Origin of the sequence: Flavobacterium kayseriense (assembly GCF_014305095.1) — a bacterium.
GTDB classification, from domain to species: domain Bacteria; phylum Bacteroidota; class Bacteroidia; order Flavobacteriales; family Flavobacteriaceae; genus Flavobacterium; species Flavobacterium kayseriense.
Genome location: NZ_JACRUI010000001.1, coordinates 128460 through 148380, shown reverse-complemented (window position 1 = coordinate 148380; position 19921 = coordinate 128460). Strand labels below are relative to the sequence as shown.

General features: G+C 35.7%; 14 protein-coding genes. 5 read left to right on the top strand and 9 right to left on the bottom strand.

The annotated features are described in order from the left end of the window. Positions 1 to 38: 38 nt before the first annotated feature. The 9 genes from acs to H8R22_RS00580 all read right to left on the bottom strand — a co-directional run bounded on the left by acs (position 39) and on the right by H8R22_RS00580 (position 11044). Positions 39 to 1946: an acetate--CoA ligase gene (gene acs, locus H8R22_RS00620; protein ID WP_187009451.1), complete on the bottom strand. Its 1908-nt coding sequence runs from the start codon at positions 1944 to 1946 to the stop codon at positions 39 to 41. 13 nt (positions 1947 to 1959) lie between these two features. After that, on the bottom strand, positions 1960 to 3858 hold the full coding sequence (locus tag H8R22_RS00615; protein WP_187009452.1) for an AMP-binding protein: 1899 nt from the start codon (positions 3856 to 3858) through the stop codon (positions 1960 to 1962). Between the two features lie 12 nt (positions 3859 to 3870). Then, complete coding sequence (locus H8R22_RS00610; RefSeq protein WP_187009453.1) at positions 3871 to 4236, bottom strand: response regulator transcription factor; 366 nt, start codon at positions 4234 to 4236, stop codon at positions 3871 to 3873. Positions 4237 to 4239: 3 nt separating this feature from the next. Next, a complete protein-coding gene (locus H8R22_RS00605) occupies positions 4240 to 6945 on the bottom strand; it encodes a sodium:solute symporter family transporter (RefSeq protein WP_187009454.1) in 2706 nt (901 codons plus the stop codon). Then, positions 6938 to 7132 carry a hypothetical protein gene (locus H8R22_RS00600; RefSeq protein ID WP_187009455.1) on the bottom strand — a complete coding sequence of 65 codons (195 nt, stop codon included), beginning with the start codon at positions 7130 to 7132 and terminating at the stop codon, positions 6938 to 6940. Before H8R22_RS00600 ends, H8R22_RS00605 begins: the two co-directional genes overlap by 8 nt. Positions 7133 to 7210: 78 nt before the next feature. Then, positions 7211 to 8962 (bottom strand): sodium:solute symporter family protein, encoded by a 1752-nt coding sequence (locus tag H8R22_RS00595; RefSeq protein WP_187009456.1) that lies wholly within the window; start codon positions 8960 to 8962, stop codon positions 7211 to 7213. Between the two features lie 27 nt (positions 8963 to 8989). Further along, positions 8990 to 9250 (bottom strand): DUF4212 domain-containing protein, encoded by a 261-nt coding sequence (locus H8R22_RS00590; protein ID WP_187009457.1) that lies wholly within the window; start codon positions 9248 to 9250, stop codon positions 8990 to 8992. 27 nt (positions 9251 to 9277) lie between these two features. After that, complete coding sequence (locus H8R22_RS00585) at positions 9278 to 10516, bottom strand: hypothetical protein (RefSeq protein ID WP_187009458.1); 1239 nt, start codon at positions 10514 to 10516, stop codon at positions 9278 to 9280. A gap of 108 nt (positions 10517 to 10624) precedes the next feature. Beyond that, positions 10625 to 11044: a transposase-like zinc-binding domain-containing protein gene (locus tag H8R22_RS00580; RefSeq protein ID WP_187009459.1), complete on the bottom strand. Its 420-nt coding sequence runs from the start codon at positions 11042 to 11044 to the stop codon at positions 10625 to 10627. 900 nt (positions 11045 to 11944) lie between these two features. Here H8R22_RS00580 and H8R22_RS00575 point away from each other — a divergent pair. The 5 genes from H8R22_RS00575 (at position 11945) to H8R22_RS00555 (ending at position 19913) form a co-directional block, all read left to right on the top strand. Beyond that, positions 11945 to 13432 (top strand): sodium:solute symporter family transporter, encoded by a 1488-nt coding sequence (locus H8R22_RS00575; protein WP_187009460.1) that lies wholly within the window; start codon positions 11945 to 11947, stop codon positions 13430 to 13432. Then, positions 13429 to 14934 (top strand): class I adenylate-forming enzyme family protein, encoded by a 1506-nt coding sequence (locus tag H8R22_RS00570; RefSeq protein ID WP_187009461.1) that lies wholly within the window; start codon positions 13429 to 13431, stop codon positions 14932 to 14934. Before H8R22_RS00575 ends, H8R22_RS00570 begins: the two co-directional genes overlap by 4 nt. Before the next feature lie 65 nt (positions 14935 to 14999). Continuing rightward, the gene (locus tag H8R22_RS00565) at positions 15000 to 15863 is read left to right on the top strand and encodes an alpha/beta fold hydrolase (RefSeq protein WP_187009462.1); all 864 of its coding nucleotides are present in this window, start codon (positions 15000 to 15002) and stop codon (positions 15861 to 15863) included. A gap of 18 nt (positions 15864 to 15881) precedes the next feature. Next, positions 15882 to 17309: a hypothetical protein gene (locus H8R22_RS00560; protein WP_187009463.1), complete on the top strand. Its 1428-nt coding sequence runs from the start codon at positions 15882 to 15884 to the stop codon at positions 17307 to 17309. 135 nt (positions 17310 to 17444) lie between these two features. Beyond that, positions 17445 to 19913 (top strand): TonB-dependent receptor, encoded by a 2469-nt coding sequence (locus H8R22_RS00555; protein ID WP_187009464.1) that lies wholly within the window; start codon positions 17445 to 17447, stop codon positions 19911 to 19913. The last annotated feature ends 8 nt before the right edge of the window (positions 19914 to 19921 follow it).

Below are 19921 nucleotides of genomic sequence, written 5' to 3'. Positions count from 1 at the left end.
CAATGATGAAGCAGCTTAATAACAAATAAAACCTACAATTAAATTTTCCCTTCCTTGATTTCATCAACAATTTCAGGATTTAATAAAGTAGAGATGTCTCCAAAATTAGAATAATCTCCCTCGGCAATTTTACGCAGGATACGACGCATAATCTTTCCTGATCTTGTTTTAGGCAAGCCAGTAACAAATTGAATTTTATCTAATTTAGCAATAGGTCCAATTTGGTTAGAAATTTGTTGATTAATCTCTTTTGATAAATTTTCTCTGTTTCTATACTCTCCGGTTTCTTTCAAAATCACAAAGCCGTATAAAGCATTTCCTTTAATGTCGTGAGGGAATCCAACAATTGCTGATTCTGCAACAGCTGGATGCTCATTTATAGCATCTTCGATAGGAGCAGTACCTAAATTATGTCCAGATACAATCACTACGTCATCTACGCGGCCTGTAATTCGGTAGTAGCCCACTTCGTCACGCAAAGCGCCATCTCCTGTAAAATATTTGCCTGGAAAGGCAGAGAAATAGGTTTCTTTATACCGTTGATGGTCACCCCAAATAGTTCTAGCAATTCCTGGCCAAGGAAATTTAATACATAAACTTCCTACCACTTGATTGCCTTCTATTTCATTACGACGCTCATCCATTAACACGGGTTGAATTCCGGGTAATGGTAATGTAGCATATGTAGGTTTTGTAGGTGTCACAAATGGGATAGGCGATATCATAATTCCGCCTGTTTCGGTTTGCCACCAAGTATCAACTACGGGACATCTTTTATCACCCACGTGGTCGTTGTACCAGTGCCATGCTTCCTCATTAATAGGTTCTCCTACAGACCCAATTACTTTCAACGTTTTTAAAGGAAATTTTTGAACGTATTCTAAATTCTCTTTGGCTAAAGCTCTAATGGCGGTAGGAGCGGTATAAAATTGAGTAACATTGTGTTTTTCGATGATTTCCCAAAAACGGCTAAAGTCAGGGTAAGAAGGAACACCTTCAAAAATAACAGTTGTAGCTCCATTCAATAATGGCCCATACAAAATATAAGAATGACCTGTAATCCAGCCAATATCGGCAGTACACCAAAATATATCGTTGTCTCTGTAGTTAAATACGTTTTTAAAAGTATAGGCAGTATATACCATGTATCCCGCTGTAGTATGTACCATTCCTTTTGGTTTACCTGTAGATCCCGAGGTGTACAAGATAAAAAGGGGATCTTCGGCATCCATAATTTCGGCCACATTATTGTCAGATGCCTCCTCTAAAAGAGGTTCAAGCCATTGGTCTCTACCTTCCTTCATTGCGATAGTTGTATTAGTTCTTTTTACAACTAAAACATTCTCTACACAAGGACAATTCAAAAGAGCATCATCGATAATGCTTTTTAAGTCAATGGTTTTATTACCACGATAACCACCATCTGAGGTGATAACCATTTTACATTCACTATCATTGATTCTTGAAGTCACTGCCGAGGCAGAAAATCCTGCAAAAACAACGGAGTGGATGGCTCCAATTCTTGCACAAGCTAGTGTAGCAATGGCTAGTTCAGGAATCATAGGTAAATAAATACAGACACGATCTCCTTTTTTTATTCCTTGCTCACGCAAAACATTGGCCATTTTACCCACTTTTTGGTGGAGCTCATTGTAGGATATATGCAAAGCTTCTTCAGAGGGATCATTTGGTTCAAAAATGATGGCCGTTTTGTCACCTTTTTTAGCTAGATGTCTATCAATACAGTTTTTGGTGATATTAACTTTAGCCTCGGTGAACCATTTAATATCGGCTTCGGCCATGTTAAAATCAACTACTTTATCCCATTGTTGATACCAGGTGAAATTTTCGGCAGCGATTTTGTCCCAAAACTTTTTGGGTTCTCTTACTGACTTTTTATAGTGTTTAAAGTATTCTTCTAGTGTATTGATTTCGTAGTAACTCATGATTTTAATTTTTTTATAGATTATAAACGCCTATTTTATATTTAGTTAATGTTTCGATGAGCTCCGGAATTATAGCCGCATCATCTATTGTTGATGGTATTTGGAAATCAGCGCCATCAACAATCGAACGCATTAATTTGCGCAGTGTTTTCCCTGATCTTGTTTTGGGTAATCGCTGTACAATAACCACATTTCGTAAGGAAGCTACCGCTCCAATTTGCTGTCTGACAAGCTTAATGGTTTCCTGCTCTAATTGGTACTGCTCCATCTCGGAGTCTAATTTAGTAACTACTAACGCTAGGGGAATTTGTCCTTTAAGTTCGTCGTGAATACCTATTACTGCACATTCAGCAACATGAGAATGAGAGGCTACAACTTCTTCCATTTCGGCAGTAGACAGGCGGTGACCTGCTACATTGATAACATCATCTACACGGCCGGTAATAAAAATGTAATCCTGCTCATCTTTGTAACCACCATCGCCAGAGAAGTAAAATCCTGGGAATTTATCTAGATAACCTGCTTTAAATCGCTCGTTGTCTTTCCATAAATTAAGTAGTGTTCCAGGAGGTAAAGGGAGTTGTAGCACTACATATCCTTCTTCGTTTGGTCCTACTTCAATTCCGCTTTCGTCAACTATTTTAATATTGTAACCACAAACTGCTTTACCAACAGAGCCTTGTTTAATAGGAAAGTATTCAATTCCCATCATTGTGGCGATCATTGGCCAGCCAGATTCGGTTTGCCACCAATGGTCTATTGCAGGAATCGGAATGTGTTTTGTATACCAATCAAGGGTGACGATATCGCAACGTTCTCCTGCTAAAAACTGTGTTTTCAAGGAACTCAAGTCGTATTTTTTAATAAACTCACCCTCTGGGTCTTCTTTTTTAATAGCCCTGATAGCGGTTGGAGCGGTAAACATAGCATTCACTTTATGCTGGTCTATAATTCTCCAAAAGGTGCTTGCATCAGGTGTTTTTATCGGTTTTCCTTCAAATAATACACTAGTGTTTCTATTAATTAAAGGTCCGTATACGATAAAACTATGTCCTACAACCCAACCTACATCAGAAGCGGCCCAAAAAACATCGCCCTCTTTTACATTATAGATAGATTGCATAGAGAATTTTAATGCCACTGCATAACCTCCAGTATCTCTAACAACGCCCTTTGGCTTTCCCGTTGTTCCTGAGGTATACAAGATGTACAATGGGTGCGAACTAGCAACAGGAACACAAGGAGCTTCTTCTGATCCATACACAAGTGCGTCGTAATCGACGTCGTACTTTTTAAAAGGGATTCGGGCTCCTAATTTTCTATTGAATACGATCACTTTTTTTGGTCGGTGTGAGGCGAGTTCGATCGCTTCATCTACTAATGGTTTGTAGGTGATTAGTCGATCTACTTCGATACCGGACGAGGCGGTTAGGATAAGTCTGGGTTTACAATCGTCAATTCTAATAGCTAATTCATGCGGAGCAAATCCGCCAAAAACAACAGAATGGATAACACCAATTCGAGCACAAGCAAGCATTGCAAAAGCAGCTTGCGGAATCATAGGCATATAAATTATAGCCGTATCGCCTTTTTTTAACCCTAGAGATTGCATGCCTCCTGCTAGTTTTGCTACTTCAGTTTTTACCTCTAAATAGCTGTATTTTTTGATTGTTTGAGTAACTGGTGAGTCATAAATAAAGGCAATTTGATCACCGTGTCCATTCTCTATTTGGTGGTCTAGAGCTAGGTGGCACATATTTAACTCGCCATCTTTATACCAAAGCGGGTATTCGTTCTCATCTTTGTCAAGAATTATGGAGGGCTTGGTATACCATGCAATCTGATTAGCTTGCTGTGCCCAGAACATATCTGATTGCTCGATGCTTTGTTTGTATGTTTCTATATAATTCATTACTCTAAGGTTTTATTTTTGGATTAATTCCTGAACTTGATCAACTAGTTTCTTTACAGAAAAAGGCTTAGTAACATATAAATTAGCTCCTAATTGTAGTCCCCTCTCGATGTCTTGTTCTTTGTTTTTTGCCGATAGAAAAATCACTTTGCAATGCTGAAGCCGTTCGTCTTTTTTAATTTGTTCGAGCGTAGCATATCCATCTACCATAGGCATCATAACATCAAGAATAATAATGTCTGGCAATTGTATTTTTAAGATGTCTAATGCTTCTTGGCCGTCACGCGCTATAAAAACCTCAAAATTATTTTTCTTGAAAGTATATTCTAAGGACATTACAATATTGGGTTCGTCGTCTACGATTAAAATTTTTCTCATTTTTTAATTGTTTTCTGTTGTGTTGTATTTAGGTAACGTAAAAAGGAACGTGGCTCCATCGCTAACATTGGGCAGGGCTTTGATAGTACCTTTATGGTGTTCTATAATTTGCTTACAAATGGCTAATCCTAAGCCGCTTCCTATCGGTTTTTTAATGTTTTGATTTCGTGATTGATAGAATTTATCAAATATTGGCTCAACATCGTGCTCTTTTATCGTTTTGCCATTGTTGTGAATCCTTACAGCGATATGATCATCGTTTTCTTCGATGGTAATGCTGATTTTTCCATCGGTTTCAGGGCAAAATTTTATAGCATTAGATAATAAATTGTGTATTACTTGTACAATGCGTTCCTCGTCATAAAATGCTTTTATTTCAGAATGATTATTCTTTAATTCAATATTAATATTTTTGTTTACGATTAACTGGTTTAAAGAATTCAGCGTCTTTGTAATGGTCAATGATATGTCATTCTTTGATAAGTAAATCTTTTGTTTGCCTGTTTCAAACTTTTCTAAATCCAGAATTTTATCTATTAAGCGATTTAAACGATCTGATTCTGAAATGATATTTTTCAAAAATTGTTTGCGCAATCCCTCGGGTATATCATCATCGTCATGGAGTATTTCACTTGCTGCTCTTATTGCAGTAATAGGCGTTCGTAGTTCATGTGTAACGGTGTCAAGAAATTCATCTTTCTGAATATCCTTATTTATTAGCTCTAAATTGGCGTTTTTTAATTGTTCAGATATTTGTTTTAATTCGTTAGATGTATCGGTTAGTTTCTTGTTTATGATGATATTCTCTTTAGATTCCTCCAAAATACGAAGGACTTCAGGCAAGCTGATTTTATCTTCTTTGATTACACTGGCGATCAATATTTTAGCAGAAGCCGTTCCGATGTGACCTGTTAATAAATTCTCGGCAAATTTTACAAATCGGGCATCAGCCGTATTGGTGTTTTTTTCGATGTTGTACTTTATATTAAAAATTGTTAATGCTCGATTAGTGCGTTCTTCGCCAAGAAAACGCAGCAGTACTTTTTGAATGTCAGAGATGTAGGCAGTACCTTTCCAGATAAAAGCATTTTCATGATTAGTGATGTATTTATCTATGTCTACAAACATTTCGGCATAGTTACGTTCCCTGTAATTCCCTTTAAAACTAACTGAAATTGCAAGGTAACTCATCGTATTCAAGAACATACTCCAAAAGAAGGTATGCTGTATAGGCTCTAAATAATCTAATCCTAAAATGGCAAATGGTTTAAGCATTGCAATACCCCACGGACCCTCTTGAATAAAAGTACTAGATGATTTTGTTACACCAATAGCATAAGGGATTAGGATGGTATATAAGCACACTAAAAACCCTAAAATTATTCCGGTTATAGCTCCCTTTTTGGAGCCTCTTCGCCAGAAAATGGCGCCAAAAAATGCTGGTGCTAACTGCGCAATAACTACAAATGAAACTAGACCAATAGATACTAAGGAGTAGTCAAGAACAAAACCGCGATAGATGGCGTAAGCAAAAATAATAAGTGAGAATATCCCAATTTTTCTACTGATTACTATTCGTTTACTGTTTTTTTCTTGTGATAGGTTTTCTAATGATCCTACAAATCCATAAGGGATAAGTAAGTTGTTGCTCAACATGGTTGCTAGAGAAATTGAAGATACAATAATCATTGAAATTGCTGCTGAAAACCCACCAAGGAAGACTAAAACTGTTAAAAAAGTATTATTAAAAAATTGCGGAATTAATAAGGAATAAGTGTCGGCGTTGAGACCTTGTCCATCAAAAAGGATGTTGCCACCCCAAGCAATTGGGAACACAAAAATATTGAATAACAATAAATAGAGTGGAAACAACCAAATTGCAGTTTGAATGTGTTTTTCCTTGTTGTTTTCGACAATAGCCGTGTGAAACTGTCTTGGTAATAAAAAAATGGCGAACATGGATAATACACAAAGAAAGAACCAATTGATTCCTTCGGATAATCCGCCGATAGTATTCTTTTTTTCGAAATTTTTAAGTAACGATGCTTTGGCATAAATATCATCAAAGCCGTCAAAAACAAAGTACGTAACGTAAACACCAATAATCAAAAAGAACACAAGTTTGAGTATGGATTCAATCGCCACGGCGGTAACTATACCGCTTCTTTTTTCAGAAGCATCGACATATTTTGTACCGTAATAGGAAGCAAATAAGGCTAATGCAATACATACATAGGTAGCAGTGTCGCTAAAAATGTCAGAACTAGATTGTGTTTTTGTAACGATATTAAAAGTGTCTGAAATCGATTTTAGTTGCAGCGCGATATAAGGTAAAACTCCAAAAATGCAAACTAAGGTAACTAAAGCTCCAAGAAATCTACTGTTACCGTAACGCAATGAAATAAAATCGGCAATACTGGTTATTTTATTTACTCTAGAAATGCGTATTATTTTTTTTAGAATAATCATCCATGTAGGAATGATAATAATGGGACCTATATAGATCGTTAAGTAACTTAAGCCAGAGTCGGCTGCCACACCTATACTACCGTAATAAGTCCATGCTGAACAATATACAGCTAGTGAAAAGGAGTAGATATATGCATTATTTGTCCATTTTGATCGACTCTTTTTTTCAGCCCAATATGCTATGTAAAATAGTATTGACACATAGATTGTTAAAATCAATAAGAGACTTAGACTATTCATAATATCTTTTTATGATAATGTAAGAAATAAGTATAGAACAGAACCATGCAGAGAAAATATGCAAGTATATAATTGGGAAACCTAGGACGGCTGAGGCGTTATCAAACAATAGCAATAGCGGAATATTCAATACCAATAACATTAGTAGTGATAAGATAACTAATTTTTGTTCGTGTCTTTTTTTCATGTGGTTAAATAATACAATCTCTACAAACAAATGTAGAGATTGTATTTATTAAAATTTTATTAATCAGTGTAATACTAATTAGTGCGTGGCTTCACCAGCTCCAGAGGGTATACGGATGTTTTCAACAATATCTTGAACGTCGCTTGGAGGTTCAGGTGTAAAGCTTTTAACAATAAAAGCTGTAGCAAAGTTTACAATCATAGCGATAGTTCCAAAGCCTTCTGGTGAAATACCAAACCACCAGCTTTCTTTTAAACCAGCTACGGCATCTTTACCACCATCAAACAGACCAAATTTAAATTTTAGCATATAGAAAAGCATCAATAATAACCCAACTACCATTCCTGATACAGCTCCTTCTTTGTTCATTTTCTTGTCAAAAATACCAAGAATAATTGCAGGAAAAAGAGATGCTGCAGCCAGTCCAAAAGCCAATGCGACGACGGCGGCTACAAATCCAGGAGGATTTATCCCAAAATAACCAGCAATTATAACAGCTACAGCGGCAGCTCCACGAGCAGCCCAAAGTTCTCCTTTTTCTGAAATATCTGGTTTGATCATTTTTTTGATTATATCGTGTGATACTGATGCAGAAATAACTAGTAATAATCCGGCAGCAGTGGATAAGGCAGCAGCCAAAGCTCCTGCTGCGACTAGTGCAATTACCCAGTTTGGAAGGTTTGCAATCTCAGGATTTGCAAGAACCATTATGTCTTTGTCAATAATTAGTTCGCTTCCTTTGTTTCCTTTTGCTTCTTGAGCAGCTAAAAAAGTAGCGTCCTTTGACGCATCATTATAGTATTGAATTTTACCATCACCATTTTTATCATCAAAAGTTAGTAAACCTGTAGTCTCCCATTTAGTAAACCAGGCTGGCATTGTTGAGTATTCTTTTCCGTTTATGGTTTCTATTAAATTTGTTTTTGCAAAAACAGCAATGGCAGGAGCAGTAGTGTATAAAATGGCGATTAAAACTAAAGCATATCCGGCTGATTTTCTTGCGTCTTTCACTCTTTTAACCGTAAAGAAACGAACAATTACATGGGGTAATCCAGCTGTTCCCACCATTAATGCTAGTGTAATGGCAAATACGTCAATCATGGACTTTGTCCCATCTGTATAAGTGGCAAAACCTAAGTCTGTAGAGAGTCCATTTAGCTTATCGATTAAGTAAGTATCTGTACCCGTAACAGTGCTTCCCATTCCTAATTGTGGAATTGGGTTTCCTGTCATTTGAATCGAAATAAAGATCGCAGGAACCATAAAAGCAAATATCAAAACGCAATATTGTGCCACTTGAGTGTATGTTATCCCTTTCATGCCTCCTAAAGTGGCATAAAACAAAACGATAACCATCCCAATAATTACTCCAGTATTAATGTCAACTTCCAAGAATTTGGAGAATACAAGTCCTACACCTCGCATTTGCCCAGCAACGTAGGTAAATGATACGACAAGTGCACAAATTACTGCTACGGTACGGGCAGTATTAGAGTAATAGCGTTCTCCAATAAAATCTGGAACAGTAAATTTCCCGAATTTTCTAAGATAGGGCGCTAGTAAGAGGGCAAGCAAAACATATCCTCCTGTCCATCCCATGAGGTACACAGCTCCGTCGTACCCATCAAAGGAAATGATCCCAGCCATTGATATAAATGAAGCGGCACTCATCCAGTCAGCAGCAGTCGCCATACCGTTGGCAAGGGGAGAGATTTCTCCTCCAGCAACGTAAAACTCTTTAGTAGTTCCGGCACGCGACCAAATAGCGATTCCGATATAAAGTGCAAAGGTTATTCCAACAATTATGTAGGTCCAAGTTTGTAAATCCATGATGTTTTATTTTTTATAGTTTAAAAATTATTCGTCGTATCCGTATTTTTTATCTAGTTTGTTCATTAATCGAACATAGACAAATATCAATATGACAAATACATAAATCGAACCTTGTTGTGCAAACCAGAAACCAAGTGGGAAACCACCTAACTTTATGGAATCTAATGCAGTTTTGAAAAGGATTCCTGCTCCGTAGGAGACAGCAAACCAAATGCTTAATAATATCAGAAGGTATCTTAGGTTTTCCTTCCAATATGCAGTTGCGTTGTCTTGTTTATCGCTCATGATTGTTGTGGTTAAAAAGTTAATAGTTTATAGGTAAATCATTGCTTGCAGTGTAAGGGTATTCACTGCTTTGTTTGTGGCATATTTTAAGGTTTGATATTCTAATGTTAGTTTAGAATTGTGACCGCTAAAAAATGCATTTGCACCAAGTCCTACTTGAGAGGCATTGTCATTTATAGCGTCTATTTTGCGGTTATCGTAAGAAATATAGGGTTGAAAACGAGTTTTTGATTTACTTGGAATCACGTAGCCTACATGGCTGTGTATCATAGCGCCAGTTTCATACGTTGTGCCTAGGGTATAATTTTTTCCATAATTAGAGTTCTGGTACAAGGCATATGCTGTAAGTGCAGCCCCTTGTGATCCTACCGGTACATCATAAAATGCATCTAGTCCAAAAATAGTAACATTTTCTCCTGTTAAGTTTCCAGCAAGATCTGCAATTACAGCTCCGTTAGGATGAGCAAAAAAACCTGCTCCTACATTAAATACTTTTTTTGTCCCAAGATAAGTTCCTACTTTATAAGGTAAAAAGTTACTTTCGGCTTCCAGAAAACCGTATTCAAAATAACCTGCATATGTTCTTCCAGCTTCCTTAGATCCCAATAATCTAGCACCTGTATAAGTGACGTTACCACCATTAGTTGGAACTGTAGTTGCTTGCAAATTGTTTGTAGCTGCTCCATTTATAGCTACGCGATATTGTAGTTTTCCGAAAGCACCTTTAGCATAAACACCGATGTGTCTTGCGAATTGATCAGACAGTCCTAATGTTGCCCAAGCTTGTCTATCATTATCTAATGTCATTATGTTTAAAGTACTCTGATTGTTTAAACGCGAAATTCCGTTCCAATAATGCAATCCTCCGCCAACTGCGTGGTCTTTTCCGAGACTATATTGCACCCAAACATCATGTAAAAACATTTGTGAACTGTCTCCTTTTCCTGTAGGGGTTAAGTTGGAATCATTAAGGCTGTTAAGTCCAAAATGAGTTAAGATCATAAAGTCTTTGTTGATTTGAGCATACATCAAAACGCGCGCTCGTCGAACACTGAAATCTAAATCTGCTTGCTGATTTCCGTTGCCATCCAAAGGGCGATCTTGATTGTATTGAGCCCAAACTTGTGCCCAAGAAATAACTCTGAGATACTTAGAGCCGTCTTCGTTCAAGTTGAATTTCATTCCTGAGCCGTAATCTGGTGATCCTTGTGAAAAGCCTTTTACAGATAAAAGCAGGACTACTGCGATCAAATACACTTTTTTCATAATAAACTTTTAGTTTGGTTAGGAGAAATGGTTAGTTTCTAGAGTACCAAAGTCTAATTTTTTGTTAAGAAAAAAAAGTAAGCTATATATATATGTAAATAACTATAGTTAATCTTTAAATCGTTCCCACTTTATTAGCATAAACTTATCTCCGAGCTCGGTTATTATCATACCTGCACCGGAAAGTAAATCTTTGTTCTTGATGTATTCTACTAGTTCTAAGTGATTAAAAATCTTATAAGTAGGGTGGTAGTTGGCTTGCGAAGGTTTTTTTATATTAAAAGACTTTACCCAGTTACTTACAGTAACATGCGATACCCCAATAATACGCTCTATTTCGCGATAACTCAAACCTTCGAGATAGAGTTGTAGTGCCTTAGTAACGTAATAATCATCTATCTTTTTTCCGATTTTATTAACCGTAAAAAAATAATTGCATTTTTTACATAAGTACCTTTGTTTATTGTTGATTACACCACTTTTTATAATGTGGTTTCCTTGGCATTTCGGGCAGGCTAAAATCTCCATGTATATAAAGTTTGCATAAATATAGTAAATTAGCAATTATATTTAATGAATAATGTAAACAAAATGATTTTAATTTACAGATAACTTATTTTTAACGTGTATTTATTGGGGTTTTGCTACTTTTATGAGGGTTTTGCTATTGTCCTTTTTTCAAGATGTAAGTAAGTCTTAAGTATAAAACCTTGTCTGGATTGTTGCCTTTATATAGGAGTATCATTTTATAAAAAATCAAATAGTTAGCGAGCATTCGATTATTTAAAAACAACCTCCTTTTTAACTAGCATGCATAATTTGATTGCTATTTCTGAAGAATAGCTGCTAGTTTATCCAGACAAGTATCGCATCCTTGTCGATCTGAATGATCAGCCATTTACTTTTTTACCTTGTTAAAGCAGTAGCAGTACGCTTGTATATTTTTTATGACCATGAAGGAATTCTTATCGCTAAAAATGTTGATGACGATAGTATGGTATTCCTGTTGTTTTTTACTACAAATACTAATTTTAAGAATGCCATAGCTCAAGAACATAGTGAACTCTGAGCGAAACCTTTTGCTGATGTTAAAAAGTATATCTTAAAATTCAAAAAAGCGAACGTTACATGACAATAGCCGATTTTAAGATAACAACATTCGTGTTTTTGTACTTTAAAAATCAATGTGAGAGGGGTGGGGTATGTAAGGGTTAGATTATAACTTTAATATTGGGTAATTAGGTTGGGCTTACGAGATGATGATTCGAAATATTATTTTAAGTCACACTGTGTTTTAAGTACATTTTTATTGTTATTTTGACTTAAAAACAGTTTGTTTGTTCTAATAGTCATACTTGTATATTAATACACTTGTGGAGGATTGTAATCGATAATTGTTTTTTTTGTTACAGATAAATTTCTGAAATTATGAAGGATTCCCAAAATTGGACGTTATACGTCAGTATGATATTAGTATTGTATGCTTTAGTTATTTTGTTTTTTGTGGTTAGAGGCGCTATAAAAGCAAAAAGTATTTCGGATTATGCAGTAGGTAATATGGGATTTCCTTCTTGGGTCGTAGGATTGTCATTAGCTGCCTCAATGACTAGTGCGGCTACTTTTGTAATTAATCCTGGATTCATTGCTTTATATGGTATTTCTGGCTTCATTTCATTTGGAGTTGTAATGCCAATAGCAGCCATTATCTCTCTAATCGTTTTTACAAAAGGATTTGCTAAATACGGTAGTAAAGTAAAAGCAACTACGATGGCACAATGGATGGGAAATCGATATAATAGTAATTCGTATAAGTTTTTCTTCGGTCTGATTGCACTATTACTGATAACCTTTATTGTTCTAATTAATGTAGGATTAACGCAGGTAATTTCTAAATCCTTACAAGTGGATCCCTTTTATGTTTTGATGGGAATTACGATTTTTGTTTTTGGCTATATGATGTTTGGAGGAGCTAATTCTATGGTTTATACCAATACTATTCAAGCAATTATAATGCTCATAGTGGCTATTATGTTAATTTACTCGGGAAAGGATTTTTTTGAAAATGGCATTTCCGGTTTTATGGACCAACTAAATGCAATCGACCCTAAATTGACGCAGACAACAAACGATAGTAGTTTTTTGTTTAGGGATTATTTCGAAATTATTTTTGCGCAAATCGTAATTGGTGTCGCCATCGTTTGCCAACCTCATATTATTACAAAATCACTGATGCTAAAAGATCCATCGAAAGTAAATTTGTATTTGCTTAGCAGTATATTTTTTATGGCGATTTACTTTTTGGTTGTGTTCACGGGTTTGTACGCGCGTCTAACTTTTCCAGATCTGAAGGTTGATGGCAAGCCCCTAAAAATGGATGAAATTATTCCTACTTATGTGGTTACTAAGTTCTCTGTTGCAGCAGGAGTATTAGTAGTTGTAGGGCTTATTTCTGCCGGATTATCTACATTAGAGAGTTTAATTCAGTCATTATCCATTACAATAACCACAGATATAATTGGAACAGTAGCTCCAAAATCGAAAGAAAAATCATTTATGATCAACAAAGTCGTAATCGTCTTATTAGCAGTTGTAAGCTTTGTTTTAAGTTGGGAACAAATTCAGCATCCAGCATTAAGTGTTGCGATTTTTGCTCAAAATGGAGTGTACGCTTATTTTGCTGCCGCTTTTGTTCCAGTTTTGTTTGGTACCTTTTTCAAGCAAGTCCCTATAGAAGTGGTGTTTACTGCTAGTGTAGTAGCGTTGTTGTCCCATTTTGGTATTTATTATTTACGAATTACACCATACATGCAGGAAACTGTAAATAATCCTGGAGTATCAGCAGCGATTGCAATTTTGATTTCCTTAGGTACTGGATTGATTTTGTATACCTTTAGTACTAAAACTACCAATATATGAATGCATTAGACTGGATTGCGAAATGGGCTGATTATACGCCAGATAAGATAGCTGTAACATCATATGATGATCAAGAGAGCTATACTTATGCTGCTATTCATAATTATACTAACCATTTAGTAAACCATCTAATTAGTTTAAATATTCACGAAGGAGATCGAGTTGCTGTTTTAGCAGAACACGGTCCTTTTTATCTGGTCCTTTTTTCGGCATGCCAAAGGTTAGGGGCGATACTGACGCCTTTAAATTATAGGCTTTCTCAAGCTGAAATTGGCGATTTGGTCGCCGATTGTCGCCCGTCTTTACTAATTTGTAGTAAAGCTCAACAGGCTAAAATTAATTTTGAGGTAGTAAATATTCCTTTTTATGATGTTTCAGAATTGACAGCTATATTTAAAAGAGAAGAGGAACCTGCTTTCGTAATTAAAAAAGAAGTAAAAGAGAGTAATCCATTATTTCTTTTTTATACTTCGGGAACTACTGGAATGCCCAAAGGTGTTTTGTATACCAATAAAATGATGTTTTGGAACAGTTTGAATACGTCAATGCAACTGGGCATTACTTTTAAAGATTCTACTATTAATTCGCTACCGCCTTATCATACTTCAGGCTGGAATATTTTTATTACGCCTTTATTGCACAAAGGGGCGCACATTGGGATGGTAGAAAAATTTGATGCTGAACGAGTTTTATATCTTTTGGAAGAGAATAAAACAACTTTGTTTATGGCTTTGCCAACAATGTTGACGATGATGCAAAAAACTGATGTGTTTCAAAAAGCAAAATTAACCGATTTGCGCTACATCATTTCGGGAGGAGAAATGGTTAGTTTTGAATTAGTTTCACACTGGAAAAAAGAGAAAAATATTGACATTAGACCTGGTTACGGTTTAACGGAAGCTGGACCAAGTATTACTTCTCTCCATCATGAAATGGTGCTGTTAAAACCCAATTCTATTGGTAAACCTAACTTTTATCTTTCGATTAAGATTATAGATGAGAATGGGAAAAGACTCAAAGAAAATGAAATTGGCGAGTTATGCATTCAAGGAGATATCATAACTCCTGGTTATTGGAACAACTCAGTAGCTACTAGGGATAAAATAAAAGATGGTTGGTTACATACAGGCGATTTAGTTTGTAGCGATTCTGAAGGATATTTGTACCTAAAAGGGAGGAAAGATGATATGTATATTTCAGGCGGAGAAAATATCTATCCGCAAGAGATTGAGTTTTGCATAGAAAAACTGAAGGGTATTAAAGATGCATTGGTTTTACCTATAAAAGATCAAAAATGGGGAGCGTGTAGTATTGCTTTTGTGACATGTAATGATGCGTTAATTACAAGCGAAAAGGTTCATGATTTTCTCAAAAGAAATTTAGCATATTATAAACATCCAAAGTACATTTTTATCTTAGATGAAATTCCGCTGACAAGTTTAGGGAAAGTTTCTCGAAAAAAACTATATGAATATTTTAACTCATTAATTCCAAAATCATGATCAAAATGTATCTGTTTTTAAGCCTAATAATTAGTACTGTTTCTTTTTCTCAAAAAGCTGAAACCATGAAAAATATCACCTCAGATTATACGTTTGCTACTCATTATACTACTATTGATAATTTAGAAATTGCCTATTTAAAAGAAGGTAAGGGAAAGCAAACGATAGTTTTTATTCACGGTTTGAGCAGTAATGCTGATGCATGGTCCCGTAATATCGAAATCTTGAAAGAGAAGTACACCTGCGTAGCTATAGATCTACCAGGTTTTGGAAAATCATCCAAAGTTGCACCAGCCTATACACCCAGCTATTATGCTGATATAGTGGTGAAATTGATAGATAAATTAAAGTTAAAAAATGTAAGTGTTGCGGGACATTCGATGGGTGGACAGGCTGCGATTAAATTGGCCATAAATTATCCTGAGAAACTGAACAAACTTATTCTAATTGCGCCAGCGGGAATAGAAGCATTCAACGAGAAACAGGCTCTTTTATTAAAAAATGCCGTAACGGCAGATATGTTGGCTAATACAACCGATGAGCAAATTGATCGTAATTACCAACTCAATTTTTTTAAATTACCTGAAGAAGCGCAAAAAATGATTTCTGATCGTAAAAAGATCAAGCAAGCTGCTGATTTTCCAGAATATTGTGATGCAATTGTAAAAAGTATTGCAGGGATGTTAGACCAGCCAACTCATGCGGAATTGAATTTAATAGCAGTGAAAACATTAGTGGTTTTTGGAGAAAACGATAATCTGATCCCGAATAGGTACCTAAATCCAAATTTGACAATAAGTTTAGTTGGCGGTATTGCACAGGAAAAGATCAAAAATAGTACCTTACACTTTGTTTCCGAAAGTGGGCACTTTGTTCAGTTTGAAAAACCTATAGAAGTAAATCGTATAATGACCAATTGGTTAGAGTAAAGGTCATAAGGTTATTTAATGAAGATTAAACTAAAAAAATTTACTGAGCTTAGCAAAAGAATCCTGCCGCATGAAGCGCAATACCTCGCTTTGATTCATAATTTTCAGGACGAGGAAAAGCGGGATATTTTTAATCAAGTTGTCAAAAACGCACTTTCCCAGAATGTTTTTATTTCTTTTGACGAAAATATCGACAAGAGAAAGTACAATTATATTAAAAATTGGATGGAGAAAAAGCTAACCTTCATCGATGTCGATCTTACGACCGAATGGATTATGCTTTATAAAAAGAAAATTCTAACTGATACCATTTCATCATTAGAAGAGGACCACTTTCTTCAATACATTCAAAATTACAAATATCTCGACTACAATTTTCAGAATTTATATGAATTAGCTCGAGAATACAGAGGGTATGTTTTGATCCGGATGAGGTACAATGACCATCAAATTATTGCGGATTTTCTAGAGCTATATGCACCCCATTTTTCAAAAGCAAAAACAATACAGGACAAGCTTTATCAAGCTACAACAGAAATTACTAACCAATATACGCTCAAGAATAGCGAGACTAAATATTGGGAAAAATGGTTGTATAAAGTTTTTAGTACCACAACAATTGACGGCCGGAATAGGTATCAGGCTTTTGTTTTATTGGCCTTTATGTTTACAAATTACAACGATAATAAGAAATTAAAGCTACTTTTTGATCAAATCGATGTTTTTTTTAGTCGTGGAGAAATGTATTCACGCAGGCTGTTATCAAACTATTATGCCAATAGAGTTTTGCTGCACAGTAAAGAAAACGAATTGGTAAAAGCGGAGTATTTTGGCTTTCTTTCTATCCGTCAAGACAATGACGACACTTTGATGTATGTCAATAACTTAGTTGCTATTTTGATAAAAAACAACAAGCCTCAAAAAGCATTAGAGTTATTAGAAAATTTCAAATCACTTTCAGAATTGACCCACAATTACCATCAAAAAATTAGCTATACTTCCTACCACATAAGATTATTGACAGAGTTTAACCAGCTTTTACAAGCTGAAAATATAGCGCGGCTTTTTCTTAGAAAAAATGAAGAAGCAATTCTAAAACACCGCTGGCACCTTTTCTTTACGTCTTATTTTAATGTGTTAATTTCTAAAGAAAAATACGATGAAGTTTTGCAGCTTTTTCAAAAATACAAACTCCAGGAACTTGAAAACGATCGTAGAAAAAGGGACAATTATGTGCCCACGATTACATGGAGCGTTTCTTTATCCAAGTATATGGAAGGAAAAATTAATTCTACTCGATTGCTCGAGGAGATTAAAGAACCATTGGATGGCATTATTATTTCCGAAAGCCAGAGGAATCTAATGATTCAAGTGATCAATCGATTGTCGAAAAATCTTCCTGATGCTTTTTCAAAATTAAAGTCACACCTAAAAATATCTAAGTAAATCAAGGTACTTTAATTTAGTATCTGTGTATTTTGGGCTGTATGGTACTAAAGTCACACCAAAAAATCGTACAAAGTCGGAAAGCTCTCTTTGATTTCGTTTTAGATTGCACCAACTAATCAAATACTTAATCCAATGAAAAAACATCTTTACCTTTTTCTTATCCTGTTTGTACAGCTCATCTTTGCTCAGGATAATGGTTCAATAAATGGAACAATTACCGATATGAATGGCATGCCGCTTATTGGAACGACGATTCAGATAGTAAGTCTTAAAAAAACGACTGTATCAGATGCAAATGGGAAGTTTGTATTCGACAAAGTCCCTGCAGGTAACTATAAAGTAGCTTTATCATTTGTTGGTTTTGAAGGGTATTCTCTATCAGTTACAGTTCAAGGCGGTAAGTCGACACAACTAGATCTAAGAATGGAGGAATCTTTTGGACAACTAGATGAAGTTGTCGTTTCGGCTGGTAAGAAACCACAAAAGTTAACGGAGGTTCCAGCAACGGTAAACGTTATAAAAACTAAAGAAATTGAGCAGTTTTCAAGCTTTAACTTAGGGGAATTAGCATCAAGACAAAAAGGAGTTGATTTTGTTCGTACAGGAGTTTTAGGAACAGGAATAAACATCAGAGGATTTAACTCTGCCTTTAATTCTAAAAACCTTCAGATAACTGATGACCGTTTGTCTTCTTTAGTAGCAACAGGATTACCACTAGGAGTAATGGAAACAGTGACGAAAGACGATGTAGAAAGAGTTGAAATTTTATTAGGACCAAATGGAACTTTGTACGGACCAAATGCGCACAATGGTTTAGTGAATACTATTACTAAAAATCCATTTAAATATCAGGGAACTACTTTCGCAATTGGTGCGGGAAACCAAGACGTAGTAACAGCGCGATTGCGTCATGCGCAGGTTGTTAGTGATAAATTCGCTTACAAATTTCATTTTGAAAGGTCACAAGGAACTGAATTCAATTATACAGATTCAGTTTATGTGAGTACAAAAGCATATAAAGAGTTAGAATTAGATCGTAAGTTTGATACCCAAAAATATGGCGCTGGATTATTTTACAAATTAACTCCTGATTCAGAATTAAGTACTTATTACGGACACAGTAACAGTAACAACTTAGGGGTTACGAGTGCCGGTAGAAATCAAATTAAGGATTGGTCCATTGATGTAGCGCAATTAAAATATGTTTCGCCACGTCTCTTTCTAAATACCTATTACAGCTGGAGTAAAACAGATGAAACCTACGCGATTAATCAAAGAACACAAAATTATGTGTCCTTTATTAACAATGGTTTTTCAGAGGAAGAAGCTTTAAGGAGGTCGTATAATGAGCAATGGTTTCCAATTGGTTCTGGAGGTGTGCCCTTACAAAGAGGCTCATTGTTTAAAGATGCTTCAAAAAGATACAATGCTGAAGGGCAGTATAATAATAACTGGAGTAATTTCTACTTAACCGCTGGAGCTCAGTATCAATATGATATGGCAGATTCTAAAGGAACCTACTTATTGGATCAGGACGGAGTAATCAAGATAGCTCAAACTGGAGTGTATGGCCAATTTGAGTACAAAGCGCCAGAATCAGGATGGGCATTCCTTGCTGCCATGCGTGTGGATAATCATGATTTTTACGGATCCAATTTTCTTCCGAAAGCGGCAATCACAAAATCATTTGAAACAGGTACTTTTCGTTTAACTTATGGTAAAGGAATGGCAGTGCCTTCTATACTGAATTTGAAAGGAAATTTGTTTGGTGGTTTAGTATTAGGGAATGGTGAAGGTTTTACCCTTTCGGATGGTACTAAAATTGCAAAATTAGAAGTGGAAACAATCAATTCTTACGAAATAGGATACAAAGGAAAGCTGTCGGGAAAACTATTTCTTGATGTAAATGCCTACTATAACCAATCAGATAGATTCATTAGTCCGTTAGTTAACATTGCTACAAACGGAAGAACGGTAACTATGGTAGGTGACAAACCAATTGGCGAGGTAGTCCCAGGCTCTAATGGAGCATTTATTCTTACTTATTCTAATTTTGGAGCGGTTGATACTTACGGTTTTGACTTAGGGTTAAATTACTATTTCGATGATGCTTTTAGAACTACATTCAACTACTCCTATTTCGGAAGAGATCTAGATACAAATGATCTTGGTAATGATGGGAATCAAGATGGGAAAGTACTTGAAACGGATTTGCCAATCAATACACCAACGCACAAATTTAGCGTTGGATTGCATTACAATAAAGGCAAATTCTATGGTGCTGTTTATGGACGATTCGTTCAAAAATATGACTTCTTCTCAGGAATCAATATTGCTGCTAAAACTCAGGATTTAAGCGGTGATGGAACTAACGATATTGTAGAACATGCTAGAAACGGAAGAACATGGAATTACGGACAGCTAGGAGGATTTACAGTGGATGCTAATGTTGGTTACTATGCAACGGATCGCTTGTCGTTTGGAGCTAGTTTTACGAATATTTTCAATGCAAAAGTGAGAGAGTTTGTAGCTTCGCCAGTGATTAGCACCTTGTTCAACGTGGAGATGAAGTATACAATAGACTTTTTCCCTAAGAAATAAGTAGTTAA